This is a genomic window from Neolewinella marina (assembly GCF_002631205.1).
Classification (GTDB): domain Bacteria; phylum Bacteroidota; class Bacteroidia; order Chitinophagales; family Saprospiraceae; genus Neolewinella; species Neolewinella marina.
Genome location: NZ_PDLO01000001.1, coordinates 1036220 through 1058943 on the forward strand (window position 1 = coordinate 1036220; position 22724 = coordinate 1058943).

The window sequence follows — 22724 nt, forward strand, 5'->3', positions numbered from 1 at the left end:
GGCCCCGGTTTGTGCTACTGCAAGCCCAACTCGGCCCGCAGCGGCAGGTTGGCGTTGGCGTTCTGCGACCAGTAGGGCTCCGTCCGCTGGCTGCTCAGGGTAGCCGTGGTGGTCAGGAGCTGGTCGCCGCTGGGGTAGGTTTCCTTCCACCCGCGGATGGTGTAAGGGGGTGCCGCCTCGTAGGTCACCTCCAGGGTGCGCTTCAGCTCCGAGAAGGCCAGGGTGTAGGTCCGCAGGCTGTCGCCCTGGGCGGTGTTCGTGGCCTCCGCCGGGCTGGCCGTATAGGGCTGGTGGGTCATGAGCAGGTAGCCCGTGGCCGGGATGACGCTGAACCTCCCCTCGGGCAGCTCTCCCCCGATGCGGATGCGGTTGAATACCTCGTCCTCGAGGAAGTCGGCAGCAAGGGATTCCGTCTGGTCCCCTTCCCGCTCGAAGTAGCTGCGCAGTTCCATCCGCCAGGCCTCCCCACCGGTATGGTTGAGCTGGGTATAGCTCTGTCCGCACCAGTCCTGGGAGCTCGTGGTCACCTTCAGGGTACGCGGGAAAGCCTGCCCGTCGGTGGGGGTGAACACGGAAGTCATGACCGAGTAGTCGTAGATGCCGGTCACGAAGCGGCGGATCAGGTTCGTTTTGAGCACCGTGGTGGAGCCCCCTGCTTCGGTATTGTGCCCCTCGTCCTTCACCTGTCGGCCGGCCAGGAAGGGTTCCGTCACCTGGATGAGGACCGCCTGCCCTTCCCGCAGTTCTCCGTAGCGGGCCTGTTCCAGGTCATAGACGTTCAGTTCGGCCTCCCCCTGGTACCAGTAATCGCTCAGTTCGCCCGAAAATACCGAGGGCGCGGACGCGGGTGCCGGATCCTCGGAACCGCGGGGGGAATTGCAGGCTGCGCAGCCCATTCCCAGCAGTAAAGCAAGTAACATTCTCATATCATCGAAATCTTGGAGGCATCGCCGCAAACGAAGCACCCCGCGCATCCGCAGAGCGAACGGGCGGGGTGGATGTGTAAAAAAGTATCTACATTAGCGTCGATAGTTTACTAATGCACTCATTGTACTTGCGGCTCCGTCTGACGACGGAGCCCAAGCTTTTTGTAAACGTATCGTCTAGTCCCTTTACACGATGCGGACCGCACATCTAATACCGATCCTCCTCTTCTTGTTCGTGGGCGGAGCGGTTTTTGCCCAGGAAACCACTGCGCGCGACAGAGCCGTTGCCGCTTTTGACCGGGGTGTGCAGCAGTTGCTGGATGGCCACCCGAAACGGGCCAGGAAATCCCTCGACCAGGCCGTCAGGCGCGACCCCGACTTCCTCCCCGCCCGGCGGCTCCTCGGCGTAGCCTGTGACCTGGAGGGTGACCACGCCGCGGCCCTCGACGCTTATCTGGAGGTGGTGCGTCGCGACTCCACCTTTTCCCGGCTGCTCTATTACCACATCGGCGACGTATACCTCCGCGCCGGTCAACCCCGCCGCGCCCTCGACTACCTGGAGCGCTTCCGGAACCTCCAGGGCCGCCCCATCGGCAACTACGGCCTCACCGGTGAGCAGGAGGCCGGCACCGAGAAGAACATCCTCGAGACCACCCTCGACCAGCGGTTGCTGGCCGCCCGCATCCTGAGCGACAGCCTCAACTACGGCAACGCTTCGGCCCTTGCGCGCCTCGGCCCCCAGATCAACACCCCCCTCAACGACTACTTCCCCTTTTTTACCAACGACCTTACGGGCCTGCTCTTTACCCGCCAGGCCCGCGACGGCGACGAAGACCTGATCCAGGGAAAGCGCCGTGGGCCGCAGGGCGACTATTCCACTTCCCGCTTCGGCCACTTCAACACCCAGCAACCCGAGGGGATGTGCACCCTGGTCCGGGACGGGGAGACGATCTTCTTCACCCTGTGCCACGAGATGGAGAGTGGGGGCAGCTGCGACATCCACAGTGGCGTCCTGATCGACGGCCGCATCCAGCACACCGCCCGGCTGCCCGACTACCTGAATTCCAGTACCTGGGACAGCCAGGCCGCCATCAGCTGCGATGGTCGCCAGCTGTTCTTCGCCAGTACCCGCCCCGGGGGCATCGGGGGCAGCGACCTGTACAGCAGTTACCGACGGGACGACGGCAGCTGGTCGGAGCCGGTCAACCTCGGCGCCGGGGTCAATACCCCCCTGGACGAAGAGGCCCCCTTCCTGAGCAACGACGGCGAGACGCTCTATTTTTCCAGTATGGGGCACGGCGGGCTCGGCGACCAGGACATCTACTTCAGCCGCTGGAACCGGCAGTCGGAGCGCTGGTCACCGGCCGTCAACCTGGGCCCGCCGCTCAACAGTCCGGCTAGGGAACTGGGCTTCCACCTATCAGCCGAAGGCCGAACGGGCTTCTTTGCCAGCAACCGGCCCGGCGGGGCGGGCGGCCTGGACATCTACCAGTTCACCCTCAACGAGGAGCTTACCGGCCGCGAGGTCACCTACGTATCCGGCTACGTGACCGACAGCCTCTCCGGCACCCCGATTACCGAGCAGGAGGTAGTCACCGGGGCGGGGGATGTATTCCGGACGAACTACGCCGGCCGCTTCTTCATCTGCGCCCCGCCGGACCAGTCGCTGCCCCTGCAAGTGGACCACGCCAATTATCTGCCCTACGCGCGTAGCTTCCCCATCCCCGCCTGGGACAACCGCCAACCCTTCCGGATCGACCTGCGGCTGACCAAACCCGCGGCGCCGCGGCCTCCCGCGCCGCCCCCGGCACCCGCTGCCGAGCCCGAAAAGCGCGATACCCAGGAACTCCGGGTGCTGTTCGCCTTCGAATCCCACGAACTGGACGCCGCGGCAACTACTGCCCTACGCCAACTGCTGGACGGGCTGGATCCCGACCGGATCAGCGAGGTGGTCATCAGCGGCTACACCGACGAAACCGGCACCAATGCCTATAACCTGAAACTGAGTGAGCGGCGGGCCGGGGCCGTGGCCCGCTACCTGCAGGAGCAGGGCATCCCGGCGGAATTAATCCGGGTGAGCGGGCGGGGAGAAATCCCGGGAGGCCGGGACCGCCGGGCCAACCGGAAAGTGGACCTGGAGATCAGGATGCGGTAGATCGGAGCGCCCGTATCCGAACTTTTGCCCGTAACTTATCATTATCCTCATTCACACCAGCGACCCAATTCTCCACCGATTATCCGTTTCTATATGCGTTACCTGACCCTTCTCCTGATCTTCTTCTTCGGCGCCCACACTGCCTTTGCCCAGGACGCCGCCCCCGCGCCCAAGCCGTCCTACTGCGAAGAGGCCCCCGATACCTACGGCAAGTCCGGCGTTCCCGGTGGAGAGGCGGCCCCCTCCCTGCCGAAATTCGGCACCACCCCCACCAAGGAATACAAGGTACAGGTAGCCATCCTGCGCTACACCGACCCGGCCGAATACCCCTTCCACCCCACCCTGGTGGCCCGCTACCGCCCCTGTGAGCAGGTATGGGTGATCGAAAGCCGGCAAAGCTTCGTCAACCGCGAAGACGCCGTGGCCCTGCAGACCGAACTCGAATCGGCCGGCTACGCGGGCAGCTACATCACCGACCTGGTGGCCTACCAATAAGCTAACCTTATTATTATGCGGTACCTCCTGATTCCCCTTACCGCCGCCCTCTGCCTGCTGGCGGGCTGCGCATCCTCCACCCCCGAACCTGCAGGGGAATATTTTGGTGCCCCATTTTCGGCCGACAGTCCCCTGTCGGCCGAATCTGTTTTAGGTACCTACACCACCGATCAGCTGGAAGACACTGTCCAGCTCACCCTCACCGGCACCGTAGCCGAGGTGTGCCAGGCCAAGGGGTGCTGGATGACGGTGGACGCCGGTTCCGGCACCCGGATGACCGTCCGCTTCCGCGACTACGGCTTTTTCGTACCCAAGGACATTGACGGACAGCAGGTGATCATGCAGGGACAGGCCTACTACGAAACCGTGGCCGTGGACGAACTGCGGCACCTGGCCGAGGACGCCGGCCGCCCGGCAGAAGAGGTGGCCGCCATCGATGCGCCCCGCCGTGAACTCCGCTTTTTGGCGGACGGTGTCTACCTCCCCGGCGGTTCAAATGAGGATTCTGCGGGGGAATGATTGTATTTAGTCACCAAGCTACATTTAGTACATCCGGAAAACAGCACCCGATTTGTAATTAACTGTTAATCAGTTGATTATATTTTTGGCACGGCATTTGATAGCTAGTAGGCGAGTAAGAGCGGCGCCCACCGCCACCCATTAATAACAGTAGCTATCAAAACCATGACCAACCAAGAATTCACGCAGGAGATCAATAAACTGGAAAACCTTCTTTTTTCCTTCGCTCTCCGGCTTACCCGCAACCACCAAGATGCCCAGGACCTGATGCAGGAAACCAGCATGCGGGCTTACCGTCACCGCGACAAATTCACCATGGGAACCAACTTCAAGAGCTGGGTCTCAACCATCATGCGTAACACCTACATCAATCGCTACCGCAAGGAAAAAAGTCGCAAGCACGTGAACCAGCCCATCGAAACCTTCACTTTCGCCCTCGAAAGCACCAGCGCCATCCCCAACCAGGGAGAACACGACATGCGCCTCAAGGAACTGAACCGCATGATGAGCACCATCGGAGAGATCTACAGCGTGCCCTTCCTCATGTTCTACCGCGGTTACGAATACAAAGAAATTGCCGCCCATCTCAATATCCCCATCGGTACCGTCAAGAGCCGGATCTTCCTGGCCCGCCAGAAAATGAAGGGCATGATCGGCAACCGCAACTGAGCCTCAGCCCTCCTATCCAGCCCCAAGACACCATGAACAACTTTTAGTTTTTCCGAGACAGACACTTTGAACAAGCATTTTTTTAGCAAGCACTTTGGACAACCTCGTTTTAACCTTGACCCAGACACTTTGAACAAACAGCTTTTTATCTTGAATCAGACACTTTGGACAATCCTTTTTTTAGTTTTTCCGAGACGCTTTGAACCTGTATTTCTGCACCTGGACGCTATTCCAAACTATCAATCTGCCGGAGCGAAGCACTTGACAAATCCGCTTTCCGAATTAACCGGCAGACGCGTCTTCAAGTAGTTTTTACATTATCCAATCTGGTGAAGCACCTTGCTATCACCATTGACCTTCAGGGGGCCGGCCGATTGCCGGCCCTTTTTTTTGGTTCCGGCCCGATATCTTTACCCTTATGGACGACGCTTTTCTCCAACAGCTTTTCGAGGAACACCACCGGGCGCGGAAACTCCCCTCCCCCCGACTTATTGAGGATTGGCTCGACGGTCTCTTGCAATTCCTGTTTCCGGAACTGAGTACCCTGCGGTTCGAGAGCGAGCAGTCCTTCCGCCTCCACTACCTTACCAACGACCTGAAGTTCTACAGCATCCTGGATGCCATGAGCGAGGAACTCACCGAATCACCCGACGCGGTGCGCTGCGCCTTCGAGGCCCTGCTGCCCTCGGTCCGGGGGGCGTTGATCGAGGACGCGGAAGCTATCCTGGCCGGCGACCCAGCCGCCGTCAACCGGGTGGAGGTCATCACCACCTATCCCGGCTTTTATGCCCTGGCCGTCCACCGGATTGCCCACGCCGTCCATGGACTGGGCGCCTGTCTGCTCAGCCGGATGCTCTCCGAAATCGCCCACGGCAAGACCGGCATCGAGATCCACCCCGCCGCGGACATTGGTCGCCGGTTCTGCATCGACCACGGTACGGGCATCGTGATCGGGGAAACGGTACGGATCGGCAACGACGTGAAGATGTACCAGGGTGTCACCCTGGGCGCCCTGAGTGTTCAGAAGGAGATGGCCCGCACCAAGCGCCACCCGACCATCGAGGACGGGGTGGTGATCTACGCCGGGGCAACCATCCTGGGCGGGGATACCGTTATTGGTGCCAACAGCGTCATTGGGGGCAACACGTGGATCGTCAAGAGCGTGCCGCCGGACAGCCGCATTTACTACCGGGAACCCCGCATCGACTGAGGTGGTCCACCGGAACGGTGCTACGATATTTAATCATTACCTTTGCAACCTTATCAATCGCGTAGGCCGGAGACAGGTGGCTTGCGCTCATTCAAGCCCTAAATGAATAACATCCCCGACCAGACCCCCGAAGAGGAGGTGGTCTACTTTGACGAGCTCGACCTCGTAGACGAATTGCTTGATGCCCTGGACGATATGGGCTTTGACAAGTGCACCCCCATCCAGGCCAAGGCCATCCCCCCCTCCCTCGAAGGCCGCGATGTACTGGCCGTTGCCCAAACGGGAACCGGTAAGACCGCCGCCTTCCTGCTACCCATTCTGGACAAGCTGACCCGCGAACCGGTCACCAAGGTGAATACCATCATCCTGGAACCCACCCGGGAACTGGCCATGCAGGTCGACCGACAGCTGGAAGGATTCAGCTTCTACACCCCGGCGTCCTCCATCGCCATCTACGGTGGCCGGGACGGCCACAGTATGGAGCGCGAAAAGAACGCCCTCAAGACGGGCGCCCCCCTGGTGGTCGCTACCCCGGGCCGCCTCATTGCCCACCTCGACCTGGGCTACGCCGACCTGAGCGGGGTACGCCACCTGGTACTCGACGAGGCCGACCGCATGCTGGACATGGGCTTCGTCAACGACATGATCAAGATCATTGACATGTTGCCCAAGGACAAGCTGCAGATCCTCTTCTACTCGGCCACCATGCCGGGCAAGATCCGGAAGTTCTCCCGCGAGATCCTCAAGAACCCCGTGGAGATCAGCATTGCCATCTCCAAGCCGGCCGAAAAGATCGACCAGAAGGCCTTCGACGTGGCCGACTGGGCCAAGATCAGCCTGATCGAGCACATCCTGAAGGACAAGAAGGACCTGGAGCGTATCCTCATCTTCTGCGGACGCAAGAAGACGGTGCGCGACCTCACCCGCCGCCTGCAGCGCAAGGGCCACAAGGCCGAAAGCGTTTCCTCCGACCTCGAGCAGCAGGAACGGGAGGACCGCCTCAGCGACTTCCGCTCGGGCAAGATCCCCATCGTCATCGCTACCGACGTTCTGAGCCGCGGCATCCACATCGACGGTATCGACCTCGTCATCAATTTCGACGTGCCCGGCGACGCCGAGGATTACGTCCACCGCATCGGACGTACGGCCCGCGCCTCGGCCGAAGGCGAAGCCATCACCCTGATCAGCAAGGAAGATCGCCAGCGCTTCAAGCGCATTGAGGAACTGGTGGAAATGAAGGTCCGCCGGGTCCCCCTCCCCGATGAACTGGCGGATGCCGAACCCGGCCAGGGCGGCGACGACCGTGGTAAGGAAGGTCGCGGTGGTGGAAGGAACAAAGGCGGCTCCGGGCGCGGACGCGGGCGCAGTGGGGGCGGCGGTGGCGGTTCCCGTAGCCGCGGCCGTGGTCGCAGCCAGTCGGACAACAGCAACAGCGGCGGTGGTAGCAGCCCCGCCAACGGCGAATCCGGCGGCGGCGAAAAACCCAAGAAGAAGTTCGGTCGCCGGCGGCCGAAGCGCGACTAGCCCTGCGGATTACCCTGGGACCAGCAACACCTACGGTAACTAAAGACCGATTTGCAGTCCGGTACCCACCTGCAAGTCAGGAGCATTGGCGGCCAGGATGTCTTCCCGCAGGTAAACGGATAGTGAAATCCGTCCGGCGGCGTAGGCAGCGAAAAGGTTACCCGCCATGCGCGGCTCGTACAGATGAGCGATGGCCATGGCCCAGTGGGTGGTGATCCGCGATCCGGACAGCACCGCATAATCGAAGCCGGCGCGACGGTAGTAGCTCCCTTCCCGGGTAACGATAGCACCTGCGGAGAATGAGCGATTGTTAGTGGTCTGCACCGCATACCGGAGCAACAGTGCTCCACTGCCCCGCACCGGCTTGTCACTGAATTGCACGGCGGATGCGACCGTCAGCAGTTGCTGGCTCACGATTCCGGTGCTGAACGCCACACTGAGGGCACTCCGCGGCCCCGGTTGAACACGGTAGTGAACCGCTCCCTGCAGGCCCAAGTCGGCCGAGGGGTTCCACCGGGTAGTGGACAATCCCATTCGCCCCGTCAAGGATAAATAGATACCCCGGGCGTTCAAGCCACTCCACCGGGGGTAATAATGGTAGGCAGCGTCCAATCCGTCCAACCTGAGCTCACCGGCCTGCATCCGGATTTCATTTCCCCGCTGGTCGGTGAAGTGGATGCCCGCCCCGTCAAAGCCGTAGTGCTTGCGGGCAAACGGGTCTTCCCCGCCAGCTACGTTGGAATGGAACCATTCGATAAAGCGGTCGCTGGTCAGCAGGGACCAGGGCGGCCGGCCCCCGTCGAGGGAAAAGGCCCGCACTGTTAGCTCAACGTCCTGGTCCTCCGCCAGGGGCAACGACAATCCCATCTGGTAGTGCCGAATGACGCCATCGGCCATTAATGCCATGGACCGGGATGGCCGGTCCTCCGGGTTAAACTTGTATTCCCGCTCGTGCCAGGCGAACTGGCTTACGTACTGCCGGTCCGCTTCGACTACCGGGTAGTGTGCCGTCACCGGGGGCAGCCAGACGTTGCCGCTGGAAACGGTGAAATTCAGGTTAGGGCTGGCCAGTGGCCGCAACCGAAAGTTGGGATTTGGCCGCAGGGTAAGGATGCCCAGGGGGTGGGTGGCCGAAGTAGGAGGCACAACAGCATCCGGAATTTGGTGGCTGTCCACCTCAGCTTTAGGTTGAGCATAGCACGCCACACTGGATAGCAGCAGCAGTAACCACGTGAGTTTCATCGATAGGTGAGTATAGGCGGCAACCGTCGTTCTTGGCACCCGCGCTCCGCCGCCAACTGCATCATTCCGCCCCGGAAAGCCACTCCAGGGGGAAGGCGTTTGGCTCGAAGGACCAGGCGTAGGGAAGCACGAAGTAAACGAAGGCGGTGAGCAGAAAGATGGAGATCACGTTGAGGACCACGCCGGCCCGGACCATATCCGGGATGGTGAGGTAGCCGGACCCGAAGACGACCGCGTTGGGAGGCGTGGCCACCGGCAGCATGAAGGCACAGGAGGCAGCTACGGTAGCGCCCACCATGAGGATGAAGGGGTGAACGTCGACGGTGAGGGCCAGGGAGGCGAGTACCGGCAGCAACATGGCCGTCGTGGCCAGGTTGGAGGTGATCTCGGTGAGGAAATTCACGGCGGCCACCAGCACCAGCAGCAGTACCAGCAGGGAAACCCCCTCGAGGGCCATCAGCTGGGTAGCCATCCACTCCGCCAGTCCGGTGACCTTGAAGGCCTGGGCGATGGCCAGTCCGCCCCCGAAAAGCAGCAGGATGCCCCAGGGCAGCTGGACCGCCTCCTCCCAGGTGACGATGGCGCGCTGGCTGCCGCGACGAGCTGGCAGGAGGAAGAGGATGAGTCCCGCGGCAATGGCGATGATGGTATCGTCCAGCCCCGGCAGGAACCGTTCAAGCAGGAAGCCGCGGGTGATCCAGGCAAAGGCGGTGAGGGAGAATACGATGAGGACCGTCTTCTCTTCGTAGCCGATCTTGCCGAGTTTGCTCAGCTGGTTGGCGATCTCCCGCTTGCCGCCGGGGAAGGAGCGTTGCTCGAAGTTGCGGGTGTAGAAGGCGAGGTAGCGCCAGCAGATCAGGAGCAGAATCACCGAGATGGGTAATCCGATGATGATCCACTGCTGGAAGGAAATTTCGATGCCGTAGAGTTCCTGGACGATGCCGGCCAGGATAAGGTTGGGCGGCGTACCGATGAGGGTGGCGATGCCGCCGATGGACGCGCTGTAGGCGATACCGAGCATGAGCAGCTTGCCGAAGGTTTTGTTCTCGTCCTCGATGGTGTTGGGATTATCGCGCAGCTGCTTGATGATGGCCGCCCCGATGGGCAGCATCATGACCGAGGAGGCGGTATTGGAGATCCACATGGACAGAAAGGCCGTGGCCGTCATGAAGCCCAGCAGAATTCGGTTCACGTTGGTACCGATGAGGGCGATGATATTCAGGGCCAGGCGGCGGTGGAGGTTCCACCGTTCGATGGCGATGGCCAGGATGAAGCCGCCGATGTAGAGAAAGATGTACTTGTGGCCGTAGGAGGCAGTGGTCTCGTCCAGTCCGAGCGCCCCGGTGAGGGGGAACAGCACGATGGGCAACAGGGAGGTGGCCGCGATGGGGATGGCCTCCGTGATCCACCAGGCCGCTACCCAGAGCGTGCTGGCCAACACGGCGTTCGCCTCCACGCTCATCCCCTCCGGGTGGTAAAAGAAGAGGGTGAGCAGGAAAAGGGCGGGGCCGAGGAAGAGGCCGATGCGCTGGGGGTTTTTCAGGGCGTTCATGGGGTTGGGTTCCGCAGGGTAAGGTAGGAAGTCCGGGAGTTTCCCGGGAGCTGGTCCTGCTGGCTAGTGGTCGCCCTACCCTTTTCCGCAATCAGAACCAAGGGTGAAACATTACCTTTGCCACCCCAAATAGCCTCCACCAGATGCAAGCCCTTACCCCCCGCCACGACCAGTTCAGAAACCGCCACATCGGGCCCTCCGCCGAGGAGACCCAAGCCATGCTCGAAACCATCGGCGTGGCGTCGCTGGACGAGCTGATCGACCAGACGGTACCCGAGAACATCCGGGACCGCAAGTCCCTCCAGGTTTCTTCCGCGATCAGCGAATACTACTACCTCCAGCACCTCAAGGGCATTGCCGGCCGCAACCGGGTATTCCGCAGCTTCGTGGGCATGGGCTACTACGGCACGATCACCCCGAGTGTAATCCTCCGCAACCTCTTCTGCAATCCGGGCTGGTACACCCAGTACACCCCCTACCAGGCCGAGATCGCCCAGGGCCGCCTGGAGTCGCTGCTGAACTTCCAGACCATGGTCAGCGACCTCACCGGTATGCCGGTGGCCAACGCCAGCCTGCTCGACGAAGGCACCGCGGCGGCGGAGGCCATGAGCATGTTCTACAGCCACCGCAACAAGCGGGTGAAAGGAGAGCCCGCCAACGTATTCCTGGTCTCCGACCAGGTGCTGCCGCAGACCCTGGCCGTGCTGCGGACCCGTGCCGAGCCCCTCGACATCGAGATCCAGGTGAGCCGCGTAGCCGATTTTGAACTGAATGAGGACCGGGTATTTGGCATCCTGCTACAGTACCCCGGCGCCGACGGCCGCGTGGAAGACTACCGTGAGGTGACGGAGCGCGCCCGCGACAAGAACATCACCGTCACGGTGGCCGCCGACCTGCTGTCGCTGACCCTGCTGACCCCTCCCGGGGAGTGGGGAGCCGACGCCGTGGTGGGCAATACCCAGCGCTTCGGCGTCCCCATGGGCTTCGGTGGACCCCACGCCGCCTACTTCGCTACCCTGGACAGCTACAAGCGCCTGATCCCCGGCCGCATCATCGGCGTAAGCCAGGACCGGCACGGCAACTTCGCCCTGCGCATGGCCCTGCAGACGCGGGAGCAGCACATCCGCCGGGAGAAAGCCACCTCCAACATCTGCACCGCCCAGGCCCTGCTGGCCAATATGGCCGCCATGTACGCCTGCTACCACGGCGCCGAAGGCCTCACCGCCATTGCCAAGCGCACCCACCACTTCACCGTCCTGCTGGCGAACGCCCTGCAGGCGGCCGGCTACTCCCTGGCCAATGAGTCCTTCTTCGACACCATCCACCTCGACGTAGCACCGGAGAAAGCGGCCCAAATCCGTCAGCGGGCGGAAACCAATGGCTACAACTTCTACTACCCCACCGAGGGCGGCATTCGCATCAGCTTCGACGAGACGGTGGCCACCACCGACCTGCAGGTAATCTGCCGCATTTTCGACGCCCCCCTGGACTACCAGGGCGCCCCCCTGACCGAAGACGGCGGCGTGGAAGGCGTGGAAGGACGCATTGCACCCGCGCTCCGCCGCACGAGTGAATTCCTGACGCACCCCAACTTCCGCAGCTACCGCACGGAAACCGAAATGATGCGGTACCTGAAGCGGCTGGAAAACAAGGACCTGAGCCTCGTGCACAGCATGATCCCCCTGGGTTCCTGCACCATGAAGCTGAACGCCGCTACCGAACTGATCCCGGTAAGCTGGCCGGAATTCGCCGACATCCACCCCTTTGCCCCCATCGAACAGGCCCAGGGTTACAAGGAGCTCTTCCGGGAGCTCGAGCACGACCTGGCCGAGATCACCGGATTCACCGCCTGCAGCCTGCAGCCCAACAGCGGAGCCAGCGGGGAATACGCCGGACTGATGGTGATCCGGGCCTACCACCAGCACCGGGAGGAAGCTCACCGCAACGTTGCCCTGATCCCCGAAAGCGCTCACGGCACCAACCCCGCCAGCGCCGTGATGGCCGGCATGCAGGTCGTAGTGGTGAAGAGCGACGCGGCCGGTAACGTCGATATGGAGGACCTTCGCGCCAAGGCCGAAGCCAACAGCGACCGCCTGGCCGCCCTGATGATCACCTACCCGAGCACCTACGGCGTATTCGAAACCGGCGTGGTAGAAATGTGCGAACTGGTGCACGCCCACGGCGGACTGGTCTACATGGACGGGGCGAATATGAACGCCCAGGTGGGCCTGACCAGTCCCGGACGCATCGGTGCCGACGTCTGCCACCTGAACCTCCACAAGACCTTTGCCATCCCCCACGGCGGCGGAGGCCCCGGCATGGGCCCCATCTGCTGCAACGAAAAGCTGGCCCCCTTCCTGCCCGGTCATCCCCTGCAGGATACGGGCGGACAGCGTGCCACCTCGGCCGTCTCCGCCGCCCCCTGGGGCAGTGCAAGCATCCTGCTGATCAGCTACGCCTACATCAAGATGCTGGGCGCGGAAGGACTGCGGCAAGCCAGCATGTACGCCATCCTCAACGCCAACTATATCAAGGCGCGGGTGGAGAACCACTACGACGTCCTCTTCACCGGGGAAAACGGTCGCGCCGCCCACGAACTGATCCTGGACCTGCGCCCCTTCAAATCGGTCATGAGCGCCGGTGACCTCGCCAAGCGCCTGATCGACTACGGCTTCCACGCCCCCACCCTGAGCTGGCCCGTAGCCGGCACGGTGATGATCGAGCCCACGGAAAGCGAGAGCAAGGACGAACTCGACCGCTTCTGCGACGCCCTGCTGTCCATCCGCGAGGAAGCCGACGCCATCGCCAGCGGAGCAGCCGACGCCCAGGACAACGTACTGGTCAACGCCCCCCATACCGTAGCCGAGCTCACCGCCGACGAGTGGGTACACCCCTACAGCCGCGCCCAGGCCGCCTACCCCCTGCCCTACCTGCAGCAAGGATTCAAGTTCTGGCCCAGCGTCGCCCGCGTAGACGATGGATACGGAGACCGCAACTTCGTTTGTACTTGTCCGCCGATTGAGGAGTACGTGTGAGTGCTTTAGTCGTTTAGATCTTTAGTCTTTTAGGTTTGTATCGGGCCCTAAAAGACTAAAGATCTAAACGACTATAGAACGTCTACACTTTCACTTTCCACTCCAGCACCCGGCGGTCGTCTCCGGCGGTGATGAGGGTATGGTCGTCGAGCCAGGCGAGGGTATTGACGGAATTGACGTGGCCCTTGTCGCGCACTACCTCGATGACTTTCAGGAGCTCCAAGGTGTCGGCCTGCCACAATTTCACCGTCTTGTCGCGGCTGGCGGTCGCCAGGTATTTTCCTCCCGGGTGCAGGGCCAGGGCATTGATGGTCATCAGGTGTGCGGTTACCCGCTGTTGTTCCCTTAGTTGGTCCTGACTGACGTCCCACCGGCTCAGGGCGGCGTCGCGTCCCCCCGTGTAAAGCGTGTTTCCGTCGGCGGAGAAGGCCAGGGCGAACACCGAGGGCGGGTGCGCGGGTGCCGAGGCCAGCAGGGAAAGCCGGGGCTCATCCAGCAGATATACCTTCCCATCACTCCCTCCGGCGGCGAGGCGGTCTCGGACCGGGTCGTAGGCCAGGCGTCGCAGTGAGTTGGGGCAGAGGGGGAGAGTTTCTTCCGTCCGGGCGTGCTTAATGCTCCATCGGGTGAGAACGCCGTCGCCGCCCGCACTGTACACCTGGTTCCCTACGGTGAGGAGGCTGAAGGTGCCCCGTCGGTGGTGGGCCACGTGGCGGTTGCGGGCGGGATCGTCGGGGTAGAGCCAGTGTACGCCGCCGTCGAGGGTACCGGCAACCAGCCCCTCCGGCGTGGCCGTCAGGGAGAGGAACTTGCCCCCTTCCACCGTAGCCACTACCCGGCCGAAGTCGGCATCCTCCCGGTGCCAGTGCACGAGATAACCGTCGGCCGCCGCCGAATAGAAGCCGTCGGGGGCGGGTTCCAGGTCGTAAATGGCGGCCCGGTGACCGGATCGCTGGCTTTGGCGTCGCAACATCAGTTTCACGAACAATGGGTTATAAATCGGGGTTGTACAGTCATATGAAGTACCTGTTTTTAGTGACGCTTTGCTGGACCGTCGGATTTGTCCTGCCGCAGTTAGCTACCACCCTTCAAGTGGTCGGAGCGATGTTTTTTGTGGCCCTGGTTGTAATTTGCGTTTTCTACTTCATTGATACACGGATCAACGCGATCCGCCTTTAGCTTCCTCCCTTTTGCCCCTCCTTTTTCACGAATCCTTCGACCCGCCCGGTGAGTGGGGCCTCTGGCACATTGATGAGCCCGAACCCCAGCTGAGGGAACGCCTTTCCCTGTTCGACCGCGAAGCCGAGCAACTCGCCCGCATCAAGGGGCAGGAACGCCGTCGGGAATTCCTGGCGGCCCGCCTCCTGCTGCACGAAATGAGCGGGCGCGACACCCGGGGCGAATTGGTCAAGGACGAAGCAGGGAAGCCCCACCTGCAAGATTCTCATTTTTTCGTTTCCATCAGCCATACCGGCGGGTATTCCGCCGCGATCGCCCATCCCCGCCCCTGCGGCATCGACGTACAGCGGATCGTACCCCGTATCCGTAGCCTGGCCCGCCGGTTCGTGCGCCCGGATGAGGCCATTCACTTGCAGGAAGCTAGTGAACTGCACCAACTCCACCTTATCTGGTCGGCCAAGGAAGCCCTGTACAAGGCCTACGGGCGGCGGCAACTTGATTTCAAGGAACACCTTTTCGTGGACCTGAGCGGCTACGATCCCGACCGGGGGGTGGCGCGGGGGTGCCTCACGACTGATACCCTGTGCCAGGAATTTGACCTGAGCTTCCGACAGTATGCGGACTTCGTTCTGGTGGGGGCGGTGGCGCGGCCTAATCCTTGAACCAGGAGGCGTACTTCAGGTAGGCTCCGGCGATCCGGGTAATGGTGTCTTCCCGCTGGGCGGGGTCGAGATCCTTGATTTTGCGGGCGGGAATGCCTGCGTAAATAGAATTCGCTTCGCAGCGCATCCCGGCCGGTACCACGGCGCCCGCCCCGATGATGACATTACTTTCCACTACGGCGTCGTCCATAACGATGGCGCCCATTCCGATCAGGACGCTGTCGTGGAGGGTGCAGCCGTGCACGATGGCCCGGTGACCGATGCTTACGTCATTGCCCACGGTGGTCGCTGCCCGCTCGTAGGTGCAGTGGATACAGGCTCCGTCCTGGACGTTGACGCGGTCGCCCAGGGTGATGCGGTTAACGTCACCGCGGATGACGGCGGTGAACCACACGCTACAGTCCCGGCCCATGGTCACTTCACCGACTACGGTGGCGTTCTCGGCCAGGAAACAGTTTTCCCCGATGACGGGCGTGTGGCCCCTTACTGACATGATCAGTGCCATAGGATCAGATCAGGTCGTCTTCGTCTTCCTCCTGGGCCTTGCGGCGGCGGCTTTTCTTCTTCACTACGGGCTTGGCCTTGGGCGGTGGCGGCTTTTTGATCTTGGAGATGATCTTGTTGGGCCCCTCCTTGCGCTCACTGGCCATGCGTGCCAGGTCCTGGGCGGTCACGTCCATGGCGCCGCTGGCCTGCAACTTCATACCCTCCAGGCTCTTGGTGGTGGTGGGTACGGCTTCCAGTCGCTTGCGGTCGATCAGCTTGCCGGTTACGGAGCAGACCCCGTATACCTTGTTCTTGATGCGGAGCATGGCATTCTGGAGGTCCTGCACCTGATCGCGCTTGCGCAGCACCTGTTCATTCAGCAATTCCAGCTGGCTGACGGAGCTGCTGTCCTGGGTATAGTCCGCCCCGAAGCCTTCGGAGATATTTTCCGAAAACTCGCTGATCTGCTCCCGCAGCATCTGCAGTTCCTTCTTGGCTTGCTGGTAGTTGTCCTTTATAATTTGCTTGAACTCTTCGAGTTCTTCGTCGCTGTATCGTTCCATTCTAAAGATGAATCTTATGGTAGGTCGGCCGGTCTTCCGGGGTTGTGTTCGGCAGGCCGTCGGCATAATACGTCTGCCACCTGATCAATGTTATAATTTTTAGCCACTAATGCAAATTTGCTGGTGGGCGGCGCAAATTATTACCGTCCGTACTACTTCCGGCGAGTTACTAACGAAGGAGCCAACCGAGCGCATACTTATCGGTTACCTTAGCGAGACCCTACGGATACAGTCCCTATTTTTGCCCCCTTAAATGTTCCCCCCATGGCCATCATGATTACTGACGATTGCATCAACTGCGGAGCCTGCGAGCCGGAATGCCCCAACAACGCGATTTACGAAGGTGGCGTAGAGTGGACCATTTCCGACGGTACCGCCATCAGTGAACCGTATACCATTGAAACCGGAGAGACCATCGAGCCCGACGAGGAGCAGGAACCGGTGAGCGATGAGTTCTACTACATCGTCCCCGACAAGTGTACGGAGTGCGTCGGTTTCCACGAGGAGCCCCAGTGCGCGGCCGTTTGCCCGGTAGACTGCTGCGTTCCCGACCCGGAGCGGGAGGAGAGCGAGGCAGTACTCGCGGCCCGTCAGAAGACCTTGCACGGGTAGGCGTTATCCGCTACTTTCCCTGCCCGGCCGGACGCGCCTTCGCTCCGGTGTAACTCATGTATCGCCCGTGCTCCGCTTCCTAGGACTTCTACCCCTCTTGCTGTTTGCCGCCGTGTTGCCGGCCCAGGGGGCTCCCCTCCCCGTTAATGAAGAGGGCTACGAGCTGGTCCGCCGCCTCGCTACCCGCTACGGCTATCAGGGCTTTACGACCCCCGCGGCCGACCTGGAGCTGCGGCCCAATAGCCGCGGCGACCTCGTCCGCCTGGTGAAAACCTGGGACGTGCTCTACGGGGAAGATATGTCGCGGGTGGACCGCTACCGCGTCCAGCGCTTTTACGACGACAACAACGAGTGGCTCAGCCTGCCCCCCCTGACCGACACGGACGACGCCGACCGGGCGCCCTTCTGGATCGGGGAGGACTTCAGCGTGGCGTCCGAAGCCTCCGATGCCTACCGCCGGGCGAAACGGCCGCTGCTTGGCACCTTCTACGAAACGCCCGCTTTCCTATACCAGCACAACCGGGAAGACTTCTACCTGCGGGTGAATCCCATCCTCGACCTGAAGTACGGCAAGCTGCAGGACGACGAGCAGGACTACGTGCTCAACAAACGTGGCGTACGGCTGCGGGCCGGGGTGGACGACCGCTTTTTCCTCCACCTGGAAATCCTGGAAAACCAGTACGGCGCCCCGAATTTCCTCCGCCAGTTCTACCGCCAGAACCGGGCCCTGCCGGGAGCGGGCCTGATCAAGGATAACTTCACCCTGGATTTCGCGGGCATCCGCCGGGGCTACGACTTCCTGAACGGGGCGGGCTACTTGTCGGCCGACCTCTCCCGCCACGTCGGTTTTCGGCTCGGGTACGGACAGCACTTTATTGGCTCCGGAGAGCGATCGTTGCTGTTGAGTGACTTCAGCAACAACTACCCCTTTCTGGAAATCAATTGGCGGATCTGGAAATTCCACTACCGTAACCTCTTTGCCCAGCTGACCAGTGGTCCGGCATTCGACAATCGTGGCCAGCCTTTGCCCACCAAGTACCTTGCCGCCCACCACCTGTCGATCAACGTAGGACAGCGGCTCTCCCTGGGACTGTTCGAGGCGGTGGTGCTCAACCGCAACAATGGTTTCGAGCTGGCCTACCTCAACCCCGTGATCCTTTACCGCACGGTAGAGGGCAGCGTGGGCAGTCCCGACAACGTCCTCATCGGCCTTACCGCCGATTATCAGCTGCCGTTCCGCACCCAGCTTTACGGGCAATTCGTCCTTGATGAATTCGTCTTCAGCGAACTGTTCATCGAGAAGCGGGGGTGGTGGGCCAACAAATGGGCCTACCAGATCGGCCTGCGGCACGTCGATGCCTTCGGCGTGGATCAGCTGGACCTGGTGGCGGAACGCAACCTGGCGCGCCCTTATGTCTACTCCCACAAGGGGCTGAGCAGCTATACCCACCTGACCATGCCGCTGGCCCACCCCCTGGGGGCCAACTTCCGCGAAAACCTGGTCGGCGTGGATTACCGCCCCCTGCCCCGCCTGCAGCTCAACGGCCGGCTCTACCTGATCGAACAGGGGGAGGGTGACGGTGACCTCGTAGTGGGTGAAAATCTCAACCAATCCAGCAACCTGCGGAGCAGTACCTACGGCAACGAGATCGGTCAGGGCATTCAATATACCAACACCATCCTCCACCTGCGGGCCGGCTACGAACTGCGCCCCAACCTCTGGCTGGAGGCTGAATACTTCTCCCGCAGCAAAGACTCGGACGCCCCCGGCCGCGACCTGGAAACGACGCTCCTCAATGCCGGCGTCCGCTGGAACGTTGCGCCGCGGCGGGAGGTCTTCTAGTCGCGAATAAAATCTACCCATGGCCCTACCCTCTCCCGCTTTCGTTCTGGAAGAAGACAAGATCCGCCGTAACCTGGAGTTGATCTCCGACGTGGCTTCGGCCTCCGGCGTCAACATCATCCTGGCCCTCAAGGCATTTGCCTACTGGCCCGCCTTCCCCCTCATGGCCGAATACCTGCGCGGTGCCACGGCCAGCAGCCTCAACGAAGCGCGGCTCATCGAGCGCCACTTCGGCCGCCGCCCGTACGTCTACGCCCCGGTGTACCGCCCCGGAGAATTCGAGGAGATCGCGGGGATGTCGGAGCACCTCACCTTCAACACCCTGACTGAACTGGAACGGTACCGCGACCAGTGGGAACGGTTAGGTACCAGCGTGGGCCTACGGGGGAACCCCCAGTATAGTCCGGTGGAAACCGACCTGTACAACCCCTCCAACAAATTCGGCCGCCTGGGCGAAACGCTGCCCAACCTGCCCAGCAAGCCGCCCCGCGGATTGAAGGGGCTGCACGTGCATACCCTCTGCGAGAGCGACGCGGCCGCCACCGCTACCCTCATCGAGCGGACCCGCGCCCAGTTCGGCCACTACCTGGAGCAGGTGGAGTGGCTCAACCTCGGGGGCGGCCACCTGATGACCCGGGCCGGCTACGACACCGAACTGCTCATCCGGACGCTGCGGCAACTCAAGGAACGCTACCCCCACCTGGAGGTTATCCTGGAGCCGGGCAGCGCCCACGTGTGGCAGACCGGCTACCTGACCTGCACCGTGCTCGATATCGTAAACAACTACGGATCGGCCACCCTGATGCTGGACGTCAGTTTCACCTGCCATATGCCGGACACCCTGGAGATGCCCTACCGGCCGGTGGTGCGTGGGGCGAGTGCGGACAAGCAGGACGGTTATCCCTACGCCTACCGCCTCGGGGGCATGAGCTGCCTGGCCGGCGACTACCTCGAGGAGTACTACTTCACCCAGCCCGCCCGCGTGGGCGACACCCTTGTCTTCGAGGACATGGCCCACTACACCACCGTGAAATCTACGATGTTCAACGGCGTACCCCACCCCGACATCGTCATGGTCAACGCCGACGGAGAGATCACCGAACGGCGGTCGTTCGACTACCCCGACTACGAACGGCGGATGGGGTAAGTCAGGAAGCGGGCCGCTTGACGGGCGCCGGGGAAGAGGAGTTGATGAAGTACACTCCCGTGAGCAGGATCGCCCCAGCCAGTATGGACTGTCCCGTAACCACTTCGCCGTTAAGCAGGCCGCCCAGCAATACCGCTACCACCGGATTGACGTAGGTATTGGTCGATACCTTGTCCGCGCTCACCTTCCCGAGGAGATAATTGAAGGCGGAAAAGGCAATGATGGAGCCGAATACCACCAGGAACAGCCAGGAATAGGCCGAACGGGCGGTGAGGTCGTCGAACGACCAGCCCGCCCACTCATCCAGCGCCAGGCTGAAGATGAAGAGGAACAATCCGGCCGACAACATCTGCATGGCCGTAGCGCGCACGCGGTTCTGCCCCAGGTCGAGCCGCTGCCGCAGCAGCATGCCGGCGCCCCAGCACAGCATGCCGGAGGCAATACCGATCATGCCCAGGTAGGCATCGCCCCCGCCGATCGCGATCGGCTGGGTGATGAGCAGGCCCATCCCGATGATGCTGACGAAGGCCCCAAAGAAAGCTTTCAGCGGCGGACGGTTGGACAGCCAGCCCCACATCATCAGCATCACGACCAGGGGTTCGAAGGCAATAATGAGTGAGGTAGTGCTCGTGGGGATATACTGCTGGGCCCAGACAACCGCCCCCGTGCCGATGCCGAGCAGCAAAATGCCGATCAGGGAGGCATTCGCGACGTAGCGCAGCTTGGGTAAACTGAAGTCGCCCCGGATCAGGGTATACAGGTACATGAGGGACCCGGCTACGAAAAAGCGGGAGGCGCCCATCCCGAAAACCGGGATGGAATCAATGGCCCAGTAGTTGGCGAGGTAGGTGGCTCCCCAGACGAAATACGTGATGAGGAAGGCAATGAGAATAAACAGGCGGTCACGTCCCATGACGAAACTGTACTTTTGCGGGATAAAATGCAGGAGGCGCTCTCCGTTCCCAGGCGGAATACGCTGGCGCCCCCAAAAAACCACTGCTTGATGACCGACGTCGCTAGAATACTTTTGTGTGCAGCTTTAGTTCTGCCCGGACTCACCTTTTTTGGCTGTGACCAAAACGCCGATGCCCCGGCCGCATCCGAAGTTCGCACCCCCGCAGCCCCCGGATCGGGCCTCAGCATCGTATTCGTGAAGGTGGACAGCCTCCAGGCCGGTTACACCCAGGTGGCCGATGAGCTGGGCCGCCTCGAAGATAACTTCCTCAAAGCCCAGGAAAACCACGCCGCGCGGGTGAAGTCACTGGAAGAGGAGGTGAGCAAGCTCCAAAACCTGATGCAGCAGGGCCAGTTGGCCCCCAACCGCGTACAGGCCGAACAGCAACGCATCGCCCGCAAGGAGCAGGAGATCCTGCAGCAGCGCGACATGGCCCTGAACAGCATTCAGCAGGACCAGATGCAGATCCAGCAGCGGTTCTCCGAGCGCGTCAAGGCCGTTCTGGAGGAGCTGCAGGCGGAAAACAACTACGACTACATCCTGAACCAGGGCCAGAATTCCGCCGTCCTCATCACCAACGACGCCTACGACATCACGCCGATGGTGCTGGAGCGACTCAACGCCGTCCAGGACAGCTTGCAGTAACTTACCGGCATGCTCCTCCTGCCCCTGGCCTTTAATATCGGTTTCCTTCAGGTAGACATCTGGGACGTCTTCGATGTAGTGATCGTCGGCTACCTGATCTACTGGTTGTACCGGCTGCTGAGGGGCAGTATCGCGCTCAACATCTTCGTGGGCATCGTTGCCCTCTTCTTCAGCTACCAGGCCTTCACGGCCCTGGGGATGGATCTGTTGAGCAACATCCTGAACCAGTTCATCCAGGTAGGCTTCATCAGTCTGATCATCATCTTCCAGCCCGAGGTGCGCCGCTTCCTGCTCCTGCTCGGTAGTGGTACGATCAAGCAACGCGACAGTTTCTGGAACCGACTGCTGGGCCGGGAGGAGTTCGACCGGGAGCACGCCCCCCAGACCGCGGCCGTGCGCCGGGCGTTTCTGCGGATGGCGCGACAGCGGACGGGTGCCCTGATCGTCTGCACCCAGGACGCCGACCCGAGTACCGTCATCACCGGAGGTACGGAGCTGAACGCCGACATCAGCTACGGCCTGCTGGTCAGCATCTTCCACAAGGAAAGCCCGCTGCACGACGGGGCCGTTCTGATCTCCGACCGCCGGATCATCAAGGCCAGCGCCATCCTGCCCGTATCCGAAAACAGCGAACTGCCCTCAGCCGTGGGCCTCCGCCACCGGGCGGCGGTCGGGGTAACGGAGAAGATCGACGTGGCCTGCTTCATCATTTCGGAGGAAACGGGCAAGATCTCCTTCGCTTACGGGGGAATACTCGAGCGCGGCATCTCCGAGGAGCGGCTTACCGAGTTGCTGGATATGTACCTGTAGCGACGACTTCAGGCGTCAGGCTGTCTCAACAACCCGAACACTCGTATGTCACCTGCGCTACGCTTGGCCACGATTCGAGGTTCTGTCACTAAGCCCTAGAATACCGACGACCGGTTCCGCCCGATCAGAAAATAGAGGATGGCCCCCAGGTAAGGCAGGAACAGGATGATGGCCCCCCAGATCAGTTTCTTTTCCATTGGGTAGGGCTTCCTGATGAGGTCGATCACGGCCAGTACGACCAGGATCAGCAGCAGGAGGCTGCCGATGGCCCAGATGCCGATGCCGCCGGCGACGGCCTCACCGGCGCTGACTTCCTCCCCACAGGCGGTCAGGAGCAGGGCCAGGGCGGGCAGCAGAAAGAGGGAATTGGGCTTGCGGATATTCATGGTAGGGTGCATTTGCTGTTATAACCGGGGGGGATGGCCCCGATGTTCAGCGGGCCACCACGTCGCCGGGAGGCCCCGCCTTAGTATCATTGCACCCGCGTTCCCGCCT

Annotated in this window: 21 protein-coding genes; 13 read left to right on the top strand and 8 right to left on the bottom strand. The window is 61.7% G+C overall.

Annotation, left to right across the window (positions count from 1 at the left end):
* Window positions 1–14 precede the first annotated feature (14 nt).
* A complete protein-coding gene (locus CGL56_RS04260) occupies window positions 15–926 on the bottom strand; it encodes a septum formation inhibitor Maf (protein ID WP_143470600.1) in 912 nt (303 codons plus the stop codon).
* A gap of 304 nt (window positions 927–1230) precedes the next feature.
* Here CGL56_RS04260 and CGL56_RS04265 point away from each other — a divergent pair, with 304 nt between their 5' ends.
* The 6 genes from CGL56_RS04265 to CGL56_RS04290 all read left to right on the top strand — a co-directional run bounded on the left by CGL56_RS04265 (window position 1231) and on the right by CGL56_RS04290 (window position 7498).
* Window positions 1231–3081, top strand: a complete 1851-nt coding sequence (locus CGL56_RS04265) for an OmpA family protein (protein ID WP_187305569.1) — start codon at window positions 1231–1233, stop codon at window positions 3079–3081.
* A 93-nt stretch (window positions 3082–3174) separates the two neighbouring features.
* Window positions 3175–3576, top strand: coding sequence for a hypothetical protein (locus CGL56_RS04270; protein ID WP_099105238.1), 402 nt, complete (start codon window positions 3175–3177; stop codon window positions 3574–3576).
* A 15-nt stretch (window positions 3577–3591) separates the two neighbouring features.
* Window positions 3592–4095: a DUF4920 domain-containing protein gene (locus CGL56_RS04275; RefSeq protein WP_099105239.1), complete on the top strand. Its 504-nt coding sequence runs from the start codon at window positions 3592–3594 to the stop codon at window positions 4093–4095.
* A gap of 165 nt (window positions 4096–4260) precedes the next feature.
* Complete coding sequence (locus CGL56_RS04280; protein WP_099105240.1) at window positions 4261–4764, top strand: RNA polymerase sigma factor; 504 nt, start codon at window positions 4261–4263, stop codon at window positions 4762–4764.
* A 418-nt stretch (window positions 4765–5182) separates the two neighbouring features.
* Window positions 5183–5974 carry a serine O-acetyltransferase EpsC gene (gene epsC, locus CGL56_RS04285; RefSeq protein WP_099105241.1) on the top strand — a complete coding sequence of 264 codons (792 nt, stop codon included), beginning with the start codon at window positions 5183–5185 and terminating at the stop codon, window positions 5972–5974.
* A 102-nt stretch (window positions 5975–6076) separates the two neighbouring features.
* Window positions 6077–7498 carry a DEAD/DEAH box helicase gene (locus CGL56_RS04290; protein WP_099105242.1) on the top strand — a complete coding sequence of 474 codons (1422 nt, stop codon included), beginning with the start codon at window positions 6077–6079 and terminating at the stop codon, window positions 7496–7498.
* Window positions 7499–7537: 39 nt separating this feature from the next.
* Here CGL56_RS04290 and CGL56_RS04295 read toward each other — a convergent pair whose 3' ends face one another.
* Window positions 7538–8644 carry a S8/S53 family peptidase gene (locus CGL56_RS04295; RefSeq protein WP_143470602.1) on the bottom strand — a complete coding sequence of 369 codons (1107 nt, stop codon included), beginning with the start codon at window positions 8642–8644 and terminating at the stop codon, window positions 7538–7540.
* A 157-nt stretch (window positions 8645–8801) separates the two neighbouring features.
* Window positions 8802–10292, bottom strand: a complete 1491-nt coding sequence (locus tag CGL56_RS04300) for an SLC13 family permease (protein WP_099105244.1) — start codon at window positions 10290–10292, stop codon at window positions 8802–8804.
* A gap of 143 nt (window positions 10293–10435) precedes the next feature.
* Between CGL56_RS04300 and gcvP the strand changes: the two genes are divergently transcribed.
* Window positions 10436–13327 carry an aminomethyl-transferring glycine dehydrogenase gene (gene gcvP / locus CGL56_RS04305; protein WP_099105245.1) on the top strand — a complete coding sequence of 964 codons (2892 nt, stop codon included), beginning with the start codon at window positions 10436–10438 and terminating at the stop codon, window positions 13325–13327.
* Window positions 13328–13409: 82 nt separating this feature from the next.
* Here the strand turns inward: gcvP and CGL56_RS04310 are convergent, their stop codons facing one another.
* Window positions 13410–14300: a WD40 repeat domain-containing protein gene (locus CGL56_RS04310; RefSeq protein ID WP_143470603.1), complete on the bottom strand. Its 891-nt coding sequence runs from the start codon at window positions 14298–14300 to the stop codon at window positions 13410–13412.
* 217 nt (window positions 14301–14517) lie between these two features.
* Between CGL56_RS04310 and CGL56_RS04320 the strand changes: the two genes are divergently transcribed.
* Window positions 14518–15168: a 4'-phosphopantetheinyl transferase family protein gene (locus tag CGL56_RS04320; protein WP_099105248.1), complete on the top strand. Its 651-nt coding sequence runs from the start codon at window positions 14518–14520 to the stop codon at window positions 15166–15168.
* Here the strand turns inward: CGL56_RS04320 and CGL56_RS04325 are convergent.
* Together CGL56_RS04325 and CGL56_RS04330 are read right to left on the bottom strand one after the other, a co-directional pair.
* Complete coding sequence (locus tag CGL56_RS04325) at window positions 15158–15673, bottom strand: gamma carbonic anhydrase family protein (RefSeq protein WP_099105249.1); 516 nt, start codon at window positions 15671–15673, stop codon at window positions 15158–15160. The genes CGL56_RS04320 and CGL56_RS04325 overlap by 11 nt on opposite strands.
* A gap of 4 nt (window positions 15674–15677) precedes the next feature.
* Window positions 15678–16217, bottom strand: coding sequence for a TraR/DksA family transcriptional regulator (locus CGL56_RS04330; protein WP_099105250.1), 540 nt, complete (start codon window positions 16215–16217; stop codon window positions 15678–15680).
* 264 nt (window positions 16218–16481) lie between these two features.
* On the opposite strand from CGL56_RS04330, the gene CGL56_RS04335 reads away from it, so the two are divergent.
* From CGL56_RS04335 to nspC, 3 genes are all read left to right on the top strand, one after another.
* Window positions 16482–16829, top strand: coding sequence for a 4Fe-4S dicluster domain-containing protein (locus CGL56_RS04335; RefSeq protein ID WP_099105251.1), 348 nt, complete (start codon window positions 16482–16484; stop codon window positions 16827–16829).
* A gap of 67 nt (window positions 16830–16896) precedes the next feature.
* The gene (locus CGL56_RS04340; RefSeq protein WP_143470604.1) at window positions 16897–18672 is read left to right on the top strand and encodes a hypothetical protein; all 1776 of its coding nucleotides are present in this window, start codon (window positions 16897–16899) and stop codon (window positions 18670–18672) included.
* 19 nt (window positions 18673–18691) lie between these two features.
* Window positions 18692–19819, top strand: coding sequence for a carboxynorspermidine decarboxylase (gene nspC, locus CGL56_RS04345; protein ID WP_099105253.1), 1128 nt, complete (start codon window positions 18692–18694; stop codon window positions 19817–19819).
* 1 nt (window position 19820) lies between these two features.
* Here the strand turns inward: nspC and CGL56_RS04350 are convergent, their stop codons facing one another.
* The gene (locus CGL56_RS04350; RefSeq protein ID WP_099105254.1) at window positions 19821–20732 is read right to left on the bottom strand and encodes an EamA family transporter; all 912 of its coding nucleotides are present in this window, start codon (window positions 20730–20732) and stop codon (window positions 19821–19823) included.
* 90 nt (window positions 20733–20822) lie between these two features.
* Here CGL56_RS04350 and CGL56_RS04355 point away from each other — a divergent pair, with 90 nt between their 5' ends.
* Both CGL56_RS04355 and cdaA read left to right on the top strand, forming a co-directional pair.
* Entirely contained in the window at window positions 20823–21419 is a 597-nt protein-coding gene (locus CGL56_RS04355; protein WP_167641487.1) for an OmpH family outer membrane protein, read from the top strand.
* Window positions 21420–21428: 9 nt separating this feature from the next.
* The gene (cdaA, locus tag CGL56_RS04360) at window positions 21429–22229 is read left to right on the top strand and encodes a diadenylate cyclase CdaA (protein ID WP_245183931.1); all 801 of its coding nucleotides are present in this window, start codon (window positions 21429–21431) and stop codon (window positions 22227–22229) included.
* Window positions 22230–22324: 95 nt separating this feature from the next.
* On the opposite strand, the gene CGL56_RS04365 is transcribed toward cdaA, so the two are convergent.
* Entirely contained in the window at window positions 22325–22615 is a 291-nt protein-coding gene (locus tag CGL56_RS04365) for a PLD nuclease N-terminal domain-containing protein (protein WP_167641486.1), read from the bottom strand.
* Between the last annotated feature and the right edge of the window lie 109 nt (window positions 22616–22724).

Excerpts from the sequence above, each read along its gene's own strand:
- CGL56_RS04260 (WP_143470600.1), bottom strand. The coding sequence starts at position 926 with ATGAGAATGTTACTTGCTTTACTGCTGGGAATGGGCTGCGCAGCCTGC.
- CGL56_RS04270 (WP_099105238.1), top strand. The coding sequence starts at position 3,175 with ATGCGTTACCTGACCCTTCTCCTGATCTTCTTCTTCGGCGCCCACACT.
- CGL56_RS04275 (WP_099105239.1), top strand. The coding sequence starts at position 3,592 with ATGCGGTACCTCCTGATTCCCCTTACCGCCGCCCTCTGCCTGCTGGCG.
- CGL56_RS04280 (WP_099105240.1), top strand. The coding sequence starts at position 4,261 with ATGACCAACCAAGAATTCACGCAGGAGATCAATAAACTGGAAAACCTT.
- epsC (WP_099105241.1), top strand. The coding sequence starts at position 5,183 with ATGGACGACGCTTTTCTCCAACAGCTTTTCGAGGAACACCACCGGGCG.
- CGL56_RS04290 (WP_099105242.1), top strand. The coding sequence starts at position 6,077 with ATGAATAACATCCCCGACCAGACCCCCGAAGAGGAGGTGGTCTACTTT.
- CGL56_RS04300 (WP_099105244.1), bottom strand. The coding sequence starts at position 10,292 with ATGAACGCCCTGAAAAACCCCCAGCGCATCGGCCTCTTCCTCGGCCCC.
- gcvP (WP_099105245.1), top strand. The coding sequence starts at position 10,436 with ATGCAAGCCCTTACCCCCCGCCACGACCAGTTCAGAAACCGCCACATC.
- CGL56_RS04310 (WP_143470603.1), bottom strand. The coding sequence starts at position 14,300 with ATGTTGCGACGCCAAAGCCAGCGATCCGGTCACCGGGCCGCCATTTAC.
- CGL56_RS04325 (WP_099105249.1), bottom strand. The coding sequence starts at position 15,673 with ATGGCACTGATCATGTCAGTAAGGGGCCACACGCCCGTCATCGGGGAA.
- CGL56_RS04330 (WP_099105250.1), bottom strand. The coding sequence starts at position 16,217 with ATGGAACGATACAGCGACGAAGAACTCGAAGAGTTCAAGCAAATTATA.
- CGL56_RS04335 (WP_099105251.1), top strand. The coding sequence starts at position 16,482 with ATGGCCATCATGATTACTGACGATTGCATCAACTGCGGAGCCTGCGAG.
- nspC (WP_099105253.1), top strand. The coding sequence starts at position 18,692 with ATGGCCCTACCCTCTCCCGCTTTCGTTCTGGAAGAAGACAAGATCCGC.
- CGL56_RS04350 (WP_099105254.1), bottom strand. The coding sequence starts at position 20,732 with ATGGGACGTGACCGCCTGTTTATTCTCATTGCCTTCCTCATCACGTAT.
- CGL56_RS04355 (WP_167641487.1), top strand. The coding sequence starts at position 20,823 with ATGACCGACGTCGCTAGAATACTTTTGTGTGCAGCTTTAGTTCTGCCC.
- cdaA (WP_245183931.1), top strand. The coding sequence starts at position 21,429 with ATGCTCCTCCTGCCCCTGGCCTTTAATATCGGTTTCCTTCAGGTAGAC.
- CGL56_RS04365 (WP_167641486.1), bottom strand. The coding sequence starts at position 22,615 with ATGAATATCCGCAAGCCCAATTCCCTCTTTCTGCTGCCCGCCCTGGCC.